We start from the raw sequence: 15,896 nt of genomic DNA on the forward strand, positions 1-15,896 counted from the left end.
CGCGATGCGGGCTGGCGCCGAAAGGCGGCGCCGCAAGCCGGGCGCCGCCATTGTCGAGCCGTGGACCCCCGGTTGCGCGCGCGATGCGACGCGCTTCTTGCCTATCCTTAATAGATAAGATAAAACCCGGATTCCAAGATGGAAAAATTCGTGGAAAAACAGCGCGGCGTCGAGGTGGGGCACGGCCACGGCAGATCGCGTCGCATGGACACACAGTAAAAGAACCGGATCGACTCGAATGAAAACCAATCCACGCTGGGCATTCCCGTTGCATTCGGTTGCCTGCGCGGCTGCCGTTCTCGGCGCCGCGGCCCTTATGGCGGGGTGCGCCACGAAAACACAGCAGCCGAAACCGAGCGGCGGCTGGCTGAAGGATCAGGTCGCCGACGCCTACACGTTCGGTTTTCCCCTCGTCGCGACCGACCTCGCGCGCGAGCGGGCTGCGGGCGGCGACGCCAGCCGGCCCGGTCAGGCGCCGCTCAACACGCTGCGCCACGCGACGGCGCTCCCGCCGGTCGGCGCGCGCGGCTTCCCGAGCGTCGACACGCTCGATTCGAGCGCCTGGCTCGACCTCGCGAGCGAGCCGGTGCTTGTGTCGCTGCCCGCCGCGCCGCGCGGCCGCTACTACGACGCCCGCGCATTCGACGCCTGGACCAACTCGCTCTATTCGAGCGCCGAGCGCATGCCATTCCCGAAAGCGCAAACGATAGCGTTCGTCCCGGCCGGCTGGAAAGGCGTGCTGCCGGCGGGTGCGCTGCGCGTCGATTCGCCGACACGTTACGTCTGGCTTTCAATCCGGGTGCGGGTGAACGGTCAGCGCGACGTGCGCGAAGCGCGCAAGCTGCAGACGGCGATGGAGATCGAGACGGTGCCGGGCACAGGCGGCGTGAAAAGCGCGAAGAGCACGGCGAACGACGCGGCAGCCAACGCCGCCCTCGCCACGCCCGCTACGGCGGGCGCCTGGCCGACCGGCGCCGCCGAGCGCACGACGGCGCCGCCCGTGTCGATGTCGCCGGCCGAGCAGGCTGCGTCGCTCGACGCCAACGCGTTCTTCGCGCGGCTCGCGCGCGCCCTCGACGACAATCCGCCTGCCCCCGACGACGCTCACGAAATGAACCAACTCGGCGAGCTCGGCGTGGTGCCGGGCGAGCCGGTGCAGTTCCGCAAGAGCGACGCCGAGCTGCTGGCCACCGGTCTCACCGATGCCCGCGAGCGGCTCGCGACGGTGCCGTCGAACGCGCTTTCCAAGAACGGCTGGACCTGGTTCGGCGACGGCGCCGGCAACTACGGCTCCGACTACACGCTGCGTGCGTTCCTTGCGCGCAACCAGCCGGGTACTGGAACGAAGGACAGCGAAGTGCGGCCGGTCGCGCGGGTCGACAGCGACGATCACCCGTTGAACGGCGCGAATACCTACGTGCTGCATATCGCGCCGAACCAGGTGCCGCCCGTACGCGGCTTCTGGACGCTGACCGCGTACACGAAGGACGGCTCGCTCGCCGATTCGAAAGTGCCGCGCCTGTCGATTTCCGATCGCGACAAGCTGAAGAAGAACCGCGACGGCTCGGTCGACGTGATCGTGTCGGAGAGTTCGCCCGGCAAGGCGCGCGCGTCGAACTGGCTGCCGGCGCCCGGCGGCGACTTCCAGCTCGTGATGCGGCTCTATGCGCCGAAGCCGCAGGCCACCGACGGAACCTGGGCGCCGCCCGTCATCGAGCGGCAGTGAGGTGATGCGCGTCGCGTGAACGACGCGGCGCGGTAATCTCCGTTTTAGTGCAACGTTTGCTTTACGCATCGTCGTATACTCGGGCATCACAATTCCCTGACCGCGCGGCGCGTGCTTCGCCTGCACCGAGCCGCGCCGAACGCATCGCATGGCAAGCGTCACCAAGTCTTCGCTGGCATCGGCCGGACAAACCCTGCGTGGCGTGGCCAGTGCGCGCCGCACCCGACGCATCTTCATCGGCCTCCTGATAGCGCTCGCCGTCATCGGGCTCCTCGGATTCTTCGCAGCGCCGCCACTCATCCGGCACGTCGCCGAGCAACAACTGAGCACGCAACTCGACCGTCCGGTGACGATCGGGCGCATCGCGCTCAATCCCTACACGCTCGAATTCGAGGCGGACCGCGTGCACATCGGCGAGTCGGCGGCGAACCTGAAGGGCGCGCCGGCCAGCGCCGCGAACTTCATCGACGTCGAGCGGCTCATCGTGCGGACTTCGTGGTCGTCGTTGTTCCGGCTCGCGCCCATCGTCGACGAAGTGAAGATCGACTCGCCGCGCCTCGCCCTCGTCCGCTACGACGCCGAGCGCTTCAATTTCTCCGACCTGATCGCGAAATTCTCGAAGCCGTCGCCGGAGCCGTCGAAGGGTCCGGCGCGCTTTTCCGTTTCGAACATCCGGCTGGAGAACGGCCGCATCGATTTCGACGACCGGCTGCTGAACGCGCGCCACGTGATCGACCGCTGGGCGCTCGGCATTCCGTTCGTTGCAACGCTGCCGTCCGCCACCGACATTTTCGTGACGCCTTCGCTGCAGGCGCACATCGACGGCTCGCCGCTTTCGATCAAAGGCCGCACCAAGCCTTTCGCGCAGTCGCGCGAGTCGGAGATCGCGCTCACGCTCGACGGGCTCGACGTGCCGAAGGTGGCCTCGTATGCGCCGGCTTCGGTGCCGGTGGCCGTGAAAAGCGGCCAGCTTTCGACCGACCTGAACGTGCGTTTCTCGATTGCCGACGGCGCGCCCGCGATCCACATCGACGGCACCGCCGATCTCGCCGACCTTGCCGTGACCGACAGGCAGAACGCGCCGCTCGTGGCGGCGCGCGCGCTGCACGTGACGATCGCCAATGCCGAGCCGCTGCGCAACGTCTACCGGATCGACGAGTTGCGCATCTCGCAGCCGGACGTGTCGCTCGAACGCGACAAATCGGGCACGCTCAATTTCGCGAAGCTTGCGCCGCCCGCCAGGCCGGACGAGCCAGCGGCGAAGGACGCGAAGGCGCCGGAGCAGGCCGCGCCGCCGCTCGATCTCGCGGTGAAGCATCTCGGAATCGACGGCGGGCGGATCGCGCTGGATGACCGTCTGCTGGCGCAGCGCACGCAAGAGACGCTTTCGAATCTGCAAGTGACCGTCGACGATTTCTCGACACTCGCGAAGACGCCCGCGCGCTACACGCTCAAGACGGCGGTCGACAAGGGCGGCAAGCTCGATGCGTCGGGCAGCTTCACGCTCGCCGCCAAGACCGCCGATCTCAAGCTCGCCGTCGACGCGCTCGCGCTGCCGCCGTTTCAGCCATATATCGACAATGCGCTGGCCGCACGCGTCACCGACGGTTCGCTCGGCGTGAACCTGCCTTTGAGCGTCGACTGGTCGAAGCCCGAACCCGTGATCCGGGTCGGCGCTGGAGACGTGACGCTCAAGTCGCTCAGGCTCGTGCCGGAGTCGGACGCGGCGCCGGTCGCGCTGGCGTCGGCGGTCGCGAAGATCCAGAAAGTCGATGTCGCCGCGCGCACGGCCGCCATCGACAGCGTGCAGATCACGGGCCTTTCCGTCGACGCGACGCGCATGAAGGACGGCACGATCGACCTCGCTTCTTTGGCCGGCCCGCACGAGGCGGCGCCCGAGCCGAGCGCCACGCGCAAGATCCAGAAAGCGCAGGCGGCAGGGCCGGCGTGGCGCTATCAGATCGGCCAGATCGCACTCGCCGACGCGAGCGCGAACTTCACCGACGAAACCACGACGCAGCCCGTCAAGCTGCGTGTCGCGCCGCTGAACGTGAACGTCAGGCAGGTGAGCGACGATCTGTCGAAGCCGCTCGCCGTCGACGGCAAGCTCACGCTGAACGGGAAGGGCGCGCTCGGCGTGGCCGGCACGGTGACGGTGAATCCGCTGAAAGTGGCGCTGCACGTCGACGGCAATCAGGTCGATGCCGCCGCGTTCGAGCCGTATTTCGGCAACAAGCTCAACGTCGCGATCGCAAGCGCGCTCGTGAACGCGAACGGCGACGTTGCGATGGCGGGCAGCGGGCGCGACCTGAAGGCGTCGTACAAGGGCGACGTGTCGCTCAGCAACGTGCGCATGATCGACAAGGCCACCTCCGACCCGTTCGCCGGCTGGAAGCTCCTGGGCCTCACGAACGTCAAGGCCGACTACAGCGAGCGCGGCACGGACGTCGAGGCGGCGCGCGTCGTGTTCGCGAACTTCTACGGCCGCGTGCTGCTCAACGCGCAGGGCAAGCTGAATTTGCGCGATGTCGTCGCGAGCCGGAGCGGGCCGGCTCAGTCCGTCACGCGCGACAAGGACGCGCCAGCCGAAGCCTCCGCGCCGGTGCCGGCCAGCGCGCCGCAGAACGTGACCGCCGCGAGCGGCCCCGAGAGCCCGGTGAACCTGCGTTTCGGGCAGCTCGTGTTGCAGAACGGGCGCGTCACCTACACCGACAACTTCATCAAGCCGAATTTCACCGCGAACCTGGTGGGCATCACCGGGACGATCGGCGCATTCGGCACGCACTCGACGACGCCCGCGCCGGTCGATGTCGCCGCGAAGCTGGCCGCAAACGGGCCGGTGTCGATCAAGGGGCAGGTGAATCCGCTCATCAAGAAGCCGTCGCTCGACCTGACCGCGAGCGCGCACGATGTCGAGCTGACCAACCTCACGCCCTATTCGTCGAAATATGCGGGCTATCCGATCACGAAAGGCAAGCTCAACGTCGATCTGCACTACATGCTCGCGGACGATCAGCTCACCGCGAACAATCACCTGTTCATCGATCAGCTGACGTTCGGCGATCACGTCGACAACCCGAGCGCCACCAAGCTGCCGGTGCGGCTCGCGGTGTCGCTGCTGAAGAATTCGCGCGGTGAAATCGACGTGAACATTCCGATTTCCGGGTCGTTGTCGAATCCGGAATTCTCGATCGGCGGGCTTGTCTGGCAGGCCATCGTCAACCTCGTGCAGAAGGCCGTGACCGCGCCGTTCTCGCTGCTCGCGCATGCGTTCGGCGGCAATGGCGAGGAACTGGGTTACGTCGAATTCGATCCCGGCTCGGACGACCTGACCGATGCCGCGAAGAAGAAGCTCGACATGATCGCGAAGGCGCTCGCCGACAAGCCGTCGATCAAGCTCGATCTGTCGGCGCGCGTGGACCCGGCGGTCGACGGTCCGGCGCTGCGGGCCGCGTATGTCGAGCGGCAGGTGCGGATTGCAAAGCTGCGCGACCAGGTCGGCAGCGGCGCGAGCGTCGATCCGTCGACCGTGAAGGTGTCCGCCGACGAGTACAGCAAGTATCTGGAGAAGGCCTACAAGTCGGCGGACTTCAAGAAGCCGCGCAACATGATCGGCTTGACCAAGACGCTGCCGGACGAGGAGATGAAGAAGGCGCTCGCCGAGAATGCTCCGGTCGATGACGCAGCGCTCAGGGCGCTCGCGCAGAGCCGGGCAGCGGCGGTGCAGGAATTCTTCGATGGGAAGATCGACAGCAAGCGGATTTTTGTCGTCGCGCCGAAGATGGATACCGATGGCATCAAGGACAAGGGCGCTGCCACGCGAGTGGACTTCGGGTTGAAGTCATAGGGTTTGGCTGTCGCTCGCCCAGTCTGGGTCCGGGCGACAGCCGCCTTCAGTGGGCTCCGGCCGCCGCCCCTCCGCCGCCGCCCTTGGCCCGCTTGGTAATCCAGATCAGCGGAATGATCGCAAGAAAGATCACCGCCGAGATAAAGAAAATGTCGTTGAGTCCCATCATCGCCGCTTGCGTGCTGAGGTTGAAGTTGAACACCCCGCGCGCTTGTGCGTCGTTCACGTTGAGCACCGTCTGCGATGTCCCGAGCGACTGCAGGAACACCGGGTTATAGACATTCGCCTGCTCCGTGAGCCGTTCGTGGTGCAACGCGATCCGGTTGTCCCACGCATTGCCGAACAGCGACGTCCCCACCGCGCCGCAAAACACCCGCGCGAAATTCGACAACCCGGCCGCCGCCGGAATCTTCGAAGGCGGCAAGCCCGACAGCACGATCGACGTAAGCGGCACGAAGAAAAGCGCCATCGGAATGCCCTGCAGAAGCGTCGGCAAGACGAGATGCCACGTGTCGATCTCGATCACATACTTCGAACGTATGTAGAACACGATCGCAAAGCCGACGAACGCCATCGTCGCGATCACGCGCGCGTCGGTGCGCGGCAGCACTTTGCCCATCACCGGCGCGAGGATCACTGCGAAGATGCCGAGCGGCGCCGTGACGAGACCCGCATCCACCGACCTGTAGTTCAGATACTGCTGCATCCATTGCGGCAACAGCACGAGGTTGCCGAAGAACACGCCATACGCGACCGAAATCGCCACCGTCCCGCCGAAGAAATTGCGCCCCGCGAAAAGCCGCAAGTCGACGACCGGGTTCTCGTCGGTCAATTCCCACACGACGAAGAACGCAAACGCGATCACCGCGACAATCGCGAGCACGACGATCACCGGCGACGAAAACCAGTCGAGGTCGCGGCCCTTGTCGAGCATGACCTGCAGCGACGCCACCCACGCGACGAGCAGCGCGAGTCCGACCGCGTCGATGGGCGCCTTCTTCGTCGGCGACTCGCGCTTGCGGTAGATGATCCACGTGACCGCAGCCGCGAAGAGGCCGACCGGGATGTTGATGTAGAAGATCCACGACCACGAATAGCTGTCGGTGATCCAGCCGCCCAGCGCGGGGCCCGCGATCGGGCCGACGGTCGCGGTCATCGCCCAGAGTGAGAGCGCCATCGACGACTTCTCCTTCGGATACGAACCGAGCAGGATCGCCTGCGAAAGCGGAATCAGCGGCCCGGCCACGGCGCCTTGCAGGACACGGGCGACGAGCAGCACCGGCAGGTTCGGCGCGAGCCCGCAGAGCCAGGACGAGATTACAAACAGGAGAATGGCGCCGACAAACAGCTTGATCTGGCCGATGCGCTGCGTGAGCCAGCCGGTGAGCGGAATCGAGACGGCGTTGGCCGCCGCGAACACGGTGATGACCCACGTGCCTTCATTGACCGAGACGCCGAGGTTGCCGGAGATCGTCGGAATCGCGACGTTCGCAATCGACGAGTCCAGCACGTTCATGAAGGTGGCGAGCGCGACGGCGAAGGTCGCGAGGACGAGCTGGCCGCCCGCGAGCGGAGGGGGCGCGGGCTGGCCGGAGGGCGCCCGGGATGCGGGCGCGGCGGCGTTCGAGGGCGGCGTGCTCATGCGTCAGTCCGTTGAGATCGAGCCGCCAGTGTGCCAGCGCCGATAAAACGGCGCACGAACCCGCCCGTGCGAGGCTTACTTCGCCGAGATGTCGATGTCGCCGAGATACTTCTTCGCGTACTTGTCGATGGTGCCGTCGGCCCGGACCTTCTCGATCGCGGCGTTGAGCTTCGCCTTCAGCGCGTCGTCGCCCTTGCGCACGCCGTACGCGATACCGCTGCCGAGGATCTTGTCGTCGCGCACGGGCGCGCCGGCGAAGCTGTAGCCCTTGCCGTCCGGCTTCGAGAGGAAGCCGGTCTGTCCGGCGGGCGCGAGCACCAGCGTGCCGTCCAGCCGCCCGGCGACGAGATCGGTATAGACCTGGTTCTGGTCCTGATACGCGACGACGTTCACACCCGCGTTTGCCCAGTGCGCCTTGGCATACGTTTCCTGAATCGATCCCTGCAATACGCCGACGCTCTTGCCCTTGAGCGATTCGACGCTCGGCTGCAGGCCGCTGCCGGTCTTCGCGATGAGCTGCGTCGGCACGCGATACACGACGGTCGTGAAATCGATGGCCTGGCGGCGCGCGTCGGTTGCGTTCATCGCGGAGTTGATCGCGTCGAACTTGCGGCCCTGCAGCGCGGGAATCAGACCGTCGAACGAAGTCTCGACCCACTGGCAGGTCATCTTCGCGGCGGCGCAAACTGCCTTGCCGACGTCGATGTCGAGCCCCTGCAACTCGCCCGTCGACGACTTCGATTCGAACGGCGGGTATTGCGCTTCGAGGCCGAAGCGCAGCGTGTCGGCAGCGAGCGCCGCCGTGCTCGCGCCCGCGAACGAGCACGCGAGCAGCACTGCGGCGGCCAGCTTGTGATTCAGTTTGATCATCCTGGGTCTCCCGGATCGAATGTGTTTGGTCAGATCGAAGCAAGGCGGCGCGCGCCTTCGAGCAGCGTGTCGTCGTCCTTCGCGAACGAAAAGCGGATCACGCGGTTGTCCGTGCCGTCGGCGTAGAACGCGGACAGCGGAATGGTCGCGACCCGCGCCTCGCGGATCAGGCGCAGCACGAAGTCGCTGTCGCTTTCCTCGGAGAACGCGCCAAAGCGTGCAAGCATGAAGAAACTGCCCGCGCTCGGCAAGAGTTCAAAACGCGAACCCGCGAGCGCTTTCGCGAGCAGGTCGCGCTTCTTCTGATAGAACGGTCCGAGGCCGAGATAGCTCGATTCGTCGGCGAGCGCTTCGGCGAACGCGATCTGCATCGGCGTGTCGGCGGAAAACGTCATGAACTGGTGGACCTTGCGGATCTCGGCGGTGAGCTCGGCCGGCGCGAGGCAGAAGCCGACGCGCCAGCCCGTCACGTGATACGACTTGCCGAACGACGACACGATCACGCTGCGCTCGGCAAGCGCCGGATGGCGCGCCATGCTCTGATGCAGCGCACCGTCGAACACGACGTGCTCGTACACTTCGTCGGAGAGCACGATGATCTGCGTGTCGCGCGTGAGCGCCGTCAGGCGTTCGATGTCGTGGGCGGTGAACGCGCTGCCGCTCGGATTGTGCGGCGTATTGACGAGGATCATGCGCGTCTTCGGCGTGATCTTCGCGGCGACTTCGTCCCAGTCGATCTGGAAGGTCTCCCCCGACAGCTTGATCGCGACCGGCGTCGCGCCCTGCAACTGGACGATCGGCCCGTAGCTGTCGAACGACGGCTCGAAATAGATCACCTCGTCGCCGGGATGCACGAGCGCGCTGATCGACGCATAGAGGCCCTCGCTCGCGCTCGCGACCACGGTGATTTCGCTGCCCGGATCGTACTTCGCGCCGTAGAGCTTTTCGGTCTTCGCGGCGAGCGCCTCGCGCAGCGCGACCACGCCCGACATCGGGGAATACTGGTTATGTCCTGCCCGCATGGCTCGCGAAACCGCTTCGACGAGTTTCGGATCGCAGGCGAAGTTCGGCGCGCCCTGCGACAGGTTCAGCGCCTTGTGTTCCTCGGCGAGCTGGCCGATCACGGTGAAAATGGTGGTGCCGACGTTCGGCAGTTTCGATTGAGGCGTGCAGGCACTTTTCACGACGACGGCTCCAGAAGCGGTTGCGATGAGTCTTTTGTCGATTGAACCGCGGCAATAATGGGCGGACAATCGAAAGTTTGTCATACTAGCCATGCTTCGCACTCATGCCTGGAACCCCGATGAAAGCGCTTCCGTCTATCGACGTGCTCAAAACGTTTCTCGTCGTCGCGCAGAAGCTCAACTTCACGCGCGCGGCGGACGTCCTCAATCTTACGCAGGGCGCGGTGAGCCGGCAGATTTCCGGGCTGGAATCGCATCTAGGCTACGCGCTCTTCGTGCGCCAGGCGCGCGGGCTCGCGCTCACGCCGCACGGGGCGATCCTGCTCGCGCCCTTGCAGCAGGCGTTCGCGCAGATCGGCGAGGCGCTCGCGAAGAGCGGAGCGCAGTCCGGCACGCTGCGGGTGAAATGCCCGACCTGCGCGATGCGCTGGATTCTGCCGCGCGTGATCCGGCTGCAAAACGAGCGGCCCGAGCTGGTGGTGGAAGTGACGGCGGCGGTGTCGCACGGTGTCGAGTTCAACGCCGAGCAGTTCGATGCCGCGATCGTCTTCGGCAAGCCGACAGTGAAGGGTGTGAGCACGCATCATCTGTTCGACGAGGTGCTGACGCCGGTTTGCGCGCCGGGCCTGTGGAAGGGCAAGAAGGGGCGGGCCGCGACGCCCGACGATCTCGCCGACAAGACGCTCCTGCATCCCACCCGCGACCGGCGCGACTGGCTGCGCTGGCTGGAGGCGTATGGCTATCGCGGTTTGCCGTCGACGAAGGCACAGCATTTCGATACGCTCGATCTGGCGATTTCGTCGGCGATGCAGGGACTTGGCGTCACGATCGGCGATCTTTCGCTGATCGATGAGGATTTGCGCGCGAAGCGCATCGTCACGCCGTTTTCGCTGTGCGTGCCGAGCGGCGCGGCGTATTACCTGATTTATCCGGAGCGGCCCGCGCCGTCGCCCGCGTTGCAGCAGTTCGCAGAGTGGCTGGAGGACGAGGCGGCACAGACTCGCGCGAGCCTGTCCGCCTATCTGCAAGCGGCGTGATGCTTACATGCCGCTCTTCGTGACGATCGACACCCATGCGCCGTTCTTGACCTGATACAGCGTCGACGATGCGTTCTTCAGCGCGCCGTTGTCGTCGAAAGCGATCGGGCCGGTGATGCCGTCGAATGAAATCTTCTTCAGCACCGGCCGATACACCTTCGGATCGGTCGAGTTCGCCTTCTGCATCGCGTGGATCGCGGCCCAGGCGGCGTCGTAGCCGAACGGCGCGTACGACAGGATCGCCACGCCGAAGCGCTTCTTGAACTTCTCGTCGAACGCCTTGCCGTGCGGCAGCTTGTCGAGCGGGCTGCCGTATTCCCACGCCTGCGCCCCTTCGGCCGGATCGCCCGCGAGCTTCAGGAAATCCGCGTCCATCACGCCGCCGCCGCCGACGAACTGCGCGTTCATGCCGAGCTGCTTCATCCGCTTGACGACCGCCGCCGCCTGCCGGTCGAGGCCGCCGAAGAAGATCAGGGCGGCGTTCGTCGCCTTGATGCGCGTGAGTTGCGCGCTGAAATCGACGGTCTGGTTGTCGCTGAATTCGCGCGCGACGATCGTGCCGCCCTTCGCTTTCACCGCTTTTTCGAACTCGTCGGCTTCGCCCTGGCCGAAGGCCGTGCGGTCGTCGATGATCGCGATGCGCTTCGCCTTCGTTGTCGTCACGGCGTAGATGCCGGCGTTGCCCGCGTTCTGCGCGTCGCTCGAAATCACGGTGAAGACGTTCGCGAAGCCCTGCGTCGTGATGGTCGGATTGGTCGCGGCCGGGTCGATCACCGGGATGCCGGCGTTCTCATACACGCGCGACGCGGGCAGCGTCGTGCCGGAATTGAAGTGGCCGACGACGACCGCGACGCCATCGTCCACGAGCTTTTGCGCCGCCTGCACGCCGACGCGCGGGTCGGCTTGATCGTCTTCTGCGGCGATTTCGAATTTCGCGGTCTTGCCGCCGATCTTGATGTTCTTCGCGTTGGCCTCGTCGAGCGCCAGTTGCACGCCGTTCTGCAAGTCCTTGCCATAGCCCGCGTTTGCGCCGGTGAGCGGCGCGGCAAAGCCGACCTTGACGGCGAGGTCTTCCGCCGAAGCCGCGAGCGGCATTGCGGTGAGGGTGCCGGCACAGGCCAGCATCAAGGCAAGCGGTTTCAAGCTCGGGCGAACACGCATGGTTTCCTCTCCTTTTAGTTGGCAATCGACTGGAACACGGCCGGATTCGTCGGCGCAAGAAGGGCTTGCACCGATGCGGGACGCGTCTGGTTGCGCGCGTGGAATCCGGCTCCCCGCTGAATCCGCAATTTAGGAAGCCAAAATCCGTGCGTCTTGGCTTTTCGGCGCGCCGCGAATGCGGATTTCGGCATAGGGGACATATCGGAGCCGCTTCCGCGCGTACGGAAGAACGGTTCCACTTGACAAAGTGCATATGCACAACTAGGCTACAATCATGACTTCCAGTTCAACCTCCGCCCCGGCCTCCAGGTCGTCCTACCTGGATTGCAATTGCTTTGCGATTCGGCAGGCCGCGCGCTACGTCTCGCAGTTGTACGAGCGCCATTTGAGCGGCGTGGGTCTCACCGGCGCGCAGTTCACGCTGGTGGCCGCGATCGGGCGCAGTCCCGGCATCCAGATGGCCGATCTCGCCGAGGCGATGGTGATGGACCGCACGACGCTCGTTCGTGCGCTCAAGCCGTTGCAGCGCGATGGCATCGTCGAGGCGGCGCCGCAGTCGTCGGGCACGCGCGCGGTTGGCTTGCGCCTCTCCGCGGCGGGCAAGGAAGCGCTCGCGCGGGCGTCGCTCTGCTGGCAGGCGGCGCAGGCGGAATTCGAGGAGAAGTTCGGGCAGGACCGCGCGCGGCAGTTGCGCCAGTCGTTGTTCGAATTGACTTCGGGCGGTTGAAACGAAAGGCAGCGCAGGACCCGCATTGAGCCGGGTCTTTTTTCTGGCCGTGAAAGTGCATATGCACTAAGGCGCGGCAAGGCATTCATTGGAGCGAAGCACATGCAGATCAAGGGCAAAGTGGTACTCGTCACCGGCGCCAATCGCGGCCTCGGCAAGCAATTTGCGAAGTCGCTCGTCGAGGCAGGCGCGGCGAAGGTTTATGCGGCGGCACGCGATCCGGGCAGCGTGAAGATCGAAGGCGTCGAAGCGATCCGGCTCGACGTGGCGAATCCCGCCGACGTCGCGGCCGCCGCCGAGCGTTACACCGACGTGCAGGTGCTGATCAACAACGCCGGCGCGACGCTGCGTGGCGACCTGATCGATCCGGCTTCGACGCAAGGCGTGCGCGAACTCTTCGAAGTCAACGTGATCGGGCCGCTGACGCTCACGCAGGCCTTCGCGCCGATCCTCAAGCGCAATGGCGGCGGCGCGGTGGTGAACGTGCTGTCCGTGCTGAGCTGGGTCGCGCTGCCGTCGGGCGGTGCGTACAGCGTGTCGAAGTCGGCGGCGTGGGCTGTGACGAACGTGCAGCGCCAGGAATTGCGCGAGCAGGGCACGCTCGTGGTCGCCGTGCACCCCGGCTATATCGACACCGACATGACCGCTGGCGTCAACGCGCCGAAGACTACGCCCGAGCACGTCGTGCGCGAGGTGCTGCAGGCGATCGAGAAAGACCAGGAAGAAGTCCTCGTCGACGATACCGGCCGCTCGGTCAAGGAATCGCTGTCCACCGCGAGTCCGCTCTATCTCACGGGCATTCCGCGCTAAGCGCCTGCGGCAATCAGCATTCCGACGGAGGAACTGCATCATGAATTCGCATGAAATCGTGCTGTGTCATCCAGTGCGCACGGCGATCGGCGCGTTCAACGGGTCGTTGCGCGACGTCCCCGCGACCGAACTCGGCGCGGCCGCGGTGCGCGAGACGCTGCGGCGCGCGGGCGAGCGATTCGACCCATCGGCCATCGATACAGTCGTGCTCGGCAACGTCATCCAGGCGGGCAACCGCATGAACCCCGCGCGGCAGGCGTCGGTTGCGGGCGGCGTGCCGGTGTCGGTGCCGGCGCTGACGGTGAACCGCGTTTGCGGCTCGGGCGCCCAGGCGATCGCGACCGTCGCGACGGAGATCGCGTCGGGCATCGCGCAACTGGGCGTTGCGGGCGGCATGGAGAACATGGACCGCGCGCCGTATCTGCTCGACGGCGGCCGCCACGGCTACCGGATGGGCAACGCGCAGATTCACGACAGCTTGTTACGCGACGGCCTCGTCGATGCGTTTTCCGGCGAGCATTCCGGCTGGCACACGGAAGACCTCGTGACGCAGTCCGACATCACGCGCGAAGCGCAGGACCGCTGGGCGGAGCGTTCGCAGCAGCGTTTCGCGGCGGCGCAGGCGAAGGGTCTGTTCGATGCGGAGATCGTCGGCATCGACGTGAAGGCGGGCAAGCAGATGGTGGCGTTCGCCCGCGACGAACAGCCGCGCCCGGACACAACCGTTGCGACGCTCGGCCGCTTGCGTCCGGCGTTCCGCCCGGACGGCACGATCACCGCGGGCAACGCGCCGGGGCTAAACAGCGGCGCGGCGGCGATGCTGGTCGCGGACAGGCGCGTGGCGGACCGGCGCGGGATCGAGCCGTTCGTGCGGCTCGTCGCGTTCGGTATCGGCGCGGTCGAACCGGGGATGTTCGGACTCGGGCCCGTGCCCGCCGTGCAGCAGGCGCTGCAACGCGCGGGCTGGACGCTGAGCGATCTGGAACGCATCGAGATCAACGAGGCGTTCGCGGCGGTGCCAATCGCGGTGGCGCGCAAGCTCGGCCTGCCGGACGACATCGTGAACGTCGATGGCGGCGCGATCGCTCACGGGCATCCGATCGGCGCGACGGGCGCGGTGCTGACGACGCGCCTCGCGCACGCGATGCGCCGCGACGGCGTGCGGCGCGCGATGGTGACGCTATGCATCGGCGGCGGGCAGGGCATTGCGCTCGCGCTGGAAACCCTGAACTGAGCGCACGCGGCTGGCGGCCGCGCCGCGTCACTTCTTTGTCTGCATGTCCTGAAAGCCGGCAGCCGCTTCCTGCACGTCCTGCGGGAAGTCGGCGAATTCCTGCACTTGCCGCACTTCGATCACTTCGTTGCCCGAACCCGGGCAACGCTTCGCCCACTCGATCGCTTCCTCGCGCGACTTCACCTGGATCATCCAATATCCGCCGACGACTTCCTTCGCCTCCGCGAACGGTCCGTCGGTCACGCGCGGCTTGCCGCCTTCGAACGAAACCCGCGCGCCCATCGAAGGCGGATGCAGTCCATCGAGCGCGAGCAGCACGCCGGCCTTTTGCAAATCCTCGTTGTATCGCATCATGGCGGCGACGGCATCCGCGCTCGGCATCGTGCCCGGTTCTGCAGTTTCGTAGCCGTGGGGAATCATCAGCATCATGAATCGCATTTGAAAGCTCCTTGTCGTTGTGATTGAAAGCGAAACAGCGCGCTCTCAACCTTACGACGCCCGGTGCTTCACATAATCGACATGACCCGTGAAATTGCGTCTTAAGCGTTTGTCCCTATCCGATTCGTCTTGCGAACGCAGTGCAGTACAACCAATAATGTAATCCATTACATTTCCATCTGCGCCAAGCCGCGATGACCGTGTCCGAGACCGCACGACCGATTGAGGAAGTGTCGATTGCCGATGTCGCCGAGAGAGCGGGCGTGTCGGTCGCGACGGTATCGCGCGTGCTCAACGGCCATACGAACGTCCGTCAGCCGACGCGCGAAAAAGTGCTCGCCGCCGTTGCGGAAAGCGGCTATCGCATCAACGAACTCGCGCGCAACCTGCGCACCGCCGAGAGCCGCCTGCTGCTCACGATGGTCCCCGACTTCGGCAATCCGTTCTACGCGGCGATCGTGCGCGGCATCGACAGCGTCGCGCGCCAAAACGGTTACTTCATGCTTCTCTGCGACACGGGCGCCGACCCGCTGCGCGAGCGCAGCTACTTCGACCTGTTGCGCGGCCGCCGTGCCGACGGCGCGATCTGCCTCGATCCGGCCGCCGTGCAGAAGGCGCTCGCCGAAGAGGCGTCGGCGCTGCCGTGGGTCGCGTGCTGTGAATTCGATCCTGCTGCGGGCGTGCCCTTCGTCGGTATCGACAACCACGCGGCCGCCGGCGACGTCGTGCGCTACCTGATAGGGCGCGGTCACCGCAAGATCGCGCTGATCAATTCGGGCCACGGCTATCTCTACGGGCGACAGCGCCTCGCGGGCTATCGCGACGCGCTTCATGCCGCAGGCATCGATCCGCTTCCGGCGTGGCAGATCGAACTCGACAGTCTCGACTACACCGCGGGCGAAGACGCCGCGCGGCAGCTCGCGGCGCTCGGCGAAAACCGGCCGAGCGCGGTGTTCGCCGTCTCCGATACGCTCGCCATCGGCGTGATCAACGGGCTGCGCGGCGTGGCGCTCAGGGTGCCGGAAGACGTGGCGGTGGTCGGCTTCGACGACATCGCCGTTGCCGCGCACATCGATCCGCCGCTCACGACCGTCGCGCAACCGATGCAGGAACTCGGCGAAACGGCCGCGCACTTGTTGCTGCGGCGCCTGCGCGAGCCGAAGGTGCAGGTCGGCGGCGTGCTGCTGCCGCATCAGCTGATCCTGCGAAGGAGCGCGTGA

12 protein-coding genes are annotated in these 15,896 nt (G+C 66.0%); 7 read left to right on the forward strand and 5 right to left on the reverse strand.

Annotated elements, in window-relative coordinates; translation table 11 throughout:
* Nucleotides 1-238 precede the first annotated feature (238 nt).
* Together AWB81_RS17640 and AWB81_RS17645 are read left to right on the forward strand one after the other, a co-directional pair.
* A complete protein-coding gene (locus AWB81_RS17640) occupies nucleotides 239-1,726 on the forward strand; it encodes a DUF1254 domain-containing protein (protein WP_062637629.1) in 1,488 nt (495 codons plus the stop codon).
* A gap of 148 nt (nucleotides 1,727-1,874) precedes the next feature.
* Nucleotides 1,875-5,573 carry a DUF748 domain-containing protein gene (locus tag AWB81_RS17645; protein ID WP_062637631.1) on the forward strand — a complete coding sequence of 1,233 codons (3,699 nt, stop codon included), beginning with the start codon at nucleotides 1,875-1,877 and terminating at the stop codon, nucleotides 5,571-5,573.
* 46 nt (nucleotides 5,574-5,619) lie between these two features.
* Here AWB81_RS17645 and AWB81_RS17650 read toward each other — a convergent pair whose 3' ends face one another.
* The 3 genes from AWB81_RS17650 to AWB81_RS17660 form a co-directional block, all read right to left on the reverse strand.
* Complete coding sequence (locus AWB81_RS17650) at nucleotides 5,620-7,215, reverse strand: DHA2 family efflux MFS transporter permease subunit (RefSeq protein ID WP_062637634.1); 1,596 nt, start codon at nucleotides 7,213-7,215, stop codon at nucleotides 5,620-5,622.
* Between the two features lie 75 nt (nucleotides 7,216-7,290).
* Nucleotides 7,291-8,085 carry an ABC transporter substrate-binding protein gene (locus AWB81_RS17655; RefSeq protein WP_200822514.1) on the reverse strand — a complete coding sequence of 265 codons (795 nt, stop codon included), beginning with the start codon at nucleotides 8,083-8,085 and terminating at the stop codon, nucleotides 7,291-7,293.
* A 29-nt stretch (nucleotides 8,086-8,114) separates the two neighbouring features.
* Nucleotides 8,115-9,269, reverse strand: a complete 1,155-nt coding sequence (locus tag AWB81_RS17660) for a methionine aminotransferase (RefSeq protein ID WP_062637635.1) — start codon at nucleotides 9,267-9,269, stop codon at nucleotides 8,115-8,117.
* 119 nt (nucleotides 9,270-9,388) lie between these two features.
* On the opposite strand from AWB81_RS17660, the gene AWB81_RS17665 reads away from it, so the two are divergent.
* Nucleotides 9,389-10,306 carry a LysR substrate-binding domain-containing protein gene (locus tag AWB81_RS17665; RefSeq protein ID WP_062637636.1) on the forward strand — a complete coding sequence of 306 codons (918 nt, stop codon included), beginning with the start codon at nucleotides 9,389-9,391 and terminating at the stop codon, nucleotides 10,304-10,306.
* 3 nt (nucleotides 10,307-10,309) lie between these two features.
* Here AWB81_RS17665 and AWB81_RS17670 read toward each other — a convergent pair whose 3' ends face one another.
* The gene (locus AWB81_RS17670; protein WP_062637637.1) at nucleotides 10,310-11,467 is read right to left on the reverse strand and encodes a branched-chain amino acid ABC transporter substrate-binding protein; all 1,158 of its coding nucleotides are present in this window, start codon (nucleotides 11,465-11,467) and stop codon (nucleotides 10,310-10,312) included.
* Between the two features lie 274 nt (nucleotides 11,468-11,741).
* On the opposite strand from AWB81_RS17670, the gene AWB81_RS17675 reads away from it, so the two are divergent.
* The 3 genes from AWB81_RS17675 (at nucleotide 11,742) to AWB81_RS17685 (ending at nucleotide 14,238) form a co-directional block, all read left to right on the forward strand.
* Nucleotides 11,742-12,194, forward strand: coding sequence for a MarR family winged helix-turn-helix transcriptional regulator (locus AWB81_RS17675; protein WP_062637639.1), 453 nt, complete (start codon nucleotides 11,742-11,744; stop codon nucleotides 12,192-12,194).
* 102 nt (nucleotides 12,195-12,296) lie between these two features.
* Nucleotides 12,297-13,004: an SDR family oxidoreductase gene (locus tag AWB81_RS17680; RefSeq protein ID WP_062637641.1), complete on the forward strand. Its 708-nt coding sequence runs from the start codon at nucleotides 12,297-12,299 to the stop codon at nucleotides 13,002-13,004.
* A gap of 40 nt (nucleotides 13,005-13,044) precedes the next feature.
* The gene (locus tag AWB81_RS17685; RefSeq protein WP_062637643.1) at nucleotides 13,045-14,238 is read left to right on the forward strand and encodes a thiolase family protein; all 1,194 of its coding nucleotides are present in this window, start codon (nucleotides 13,045-13,047) and stop codon (nucleotides 14,236-14,238) included.
* Nucleotides 14,239-14,265: 27 nt separating this feature from the next.
* On the opposite strand, the gene AWB81_RS17690 is transcribed toward AWB81_RS17685, so the two are convergent.
* Complete coding sequence (locus tag AWB81_RS17690) at nucleotides 14,266-14,676, reverse strand: YciI family protein (protein WP_062637644.1); 411 nt, start codon at nucleotides 14,674-14,676, stop codon at nucleotides 14,266-14,268.
* Between the two features lie 194 nt (nucleotides 14,677-14,870).
* Between AWB81_RS17690 and AWB81_RS17695 the strand changes: the two genes are divergently transcribed.
* Nucleotides 14,871-15,896: a LacI family DNA-binding transcriptional regulator gene (locus tag AWB81_RS17695; protein ID WP_200822515.1), complete on the forward strand. Its 1,026-nt coding sequence runs from the start codon at nucleotides 14,871-14,873 to the stop codon at nucleotides 15,894-15,896.

It is taken from the genome of Caballeronia arationis (assembly GCF_001544975.2).
Classification (GTDB): Bacteria; Pseudomonadota; Gammaproteobacteria; order Burkholderiales; family Burkholderiaceae; genus Caballeronia; species Caballeronia arationis.

Coding starts and splice junctions, on each gene's coding strand:
- AWB81_RS17645 (WP_062637631.1), top strand. CDS start 1,875: ATGGCAAGCGTCACCAAGTCTTCGCTGGCATCGGCCGGACAAACCCTG.
- AWB81_RS17670 (WP_062637637.1), bottom strand. CDS start 11,467: ATGCGTGTTCGCCCGAGCTTGAAACCGCTTGCCTTGATGCTGGCCTGT.
- AWB81_RS17695 (WP_200822515.1), top strand. CDS start 14,871: ATGACCGTGTCCGAGACCGCACGACCGATTGAGGAAGTGTCGATTGCC.
- AWB81_RS17640 (WP_062637629.1), top strand. CDS start 239: ATGAAAACCAATCCACGCTGGGCATTCCCGTTGCATTCGGTTGCCTGC.
- AWB81_RS17675 (WP_062637639.1), top strand. CDS start 11,742: ATGACTTCCAGTTCAACCTCCGCCCCGGCCTCCAGGTCGTCCTACCTG.
- AWB81_RS17680 (WP_062637641.1), top strand. CDS start 12,297: ATGCAGATCAAGGGCAAAGTGGTACTCGTCACCGGCGCCAATCGCGGC.
- AWB81_RS17655 (WP_200822514.1), bottom strand. CDS start 8,085: ATGATCAAACTGAATCACAAGCTGGCCGCCGCAGTGCTGCTCGCGTGC.
- AWB81_RS17685 (WP_062637643.1), top strand. CDS start 13,045: ATGAATTCGCATGAAATCGTGCTGTGTCATCCAGTGCGCACGGCGATC.
- AWB81_RS17650 (WP_062637634.1), bottom strand. CDS start 7,215: ATGAGCACGCCGCCCTCGAACGCCGCCGCGCCCGCATCCCGGGCGCCC.
- AWB81_RS17665 (WP_062637636.1), top strand. CDS start 9,389: ATGAAAGCGCTTCCGTCTATCGACGTGCTCAAAACGTTTCTCGTCGTC.
- AWB81_RS17690 (WP_062637644.1), bottom strand. CDS start 14,676: ATGCGATTCATGATGCTGATGATTCCCCACGGCTACGAAACTGCAGAA.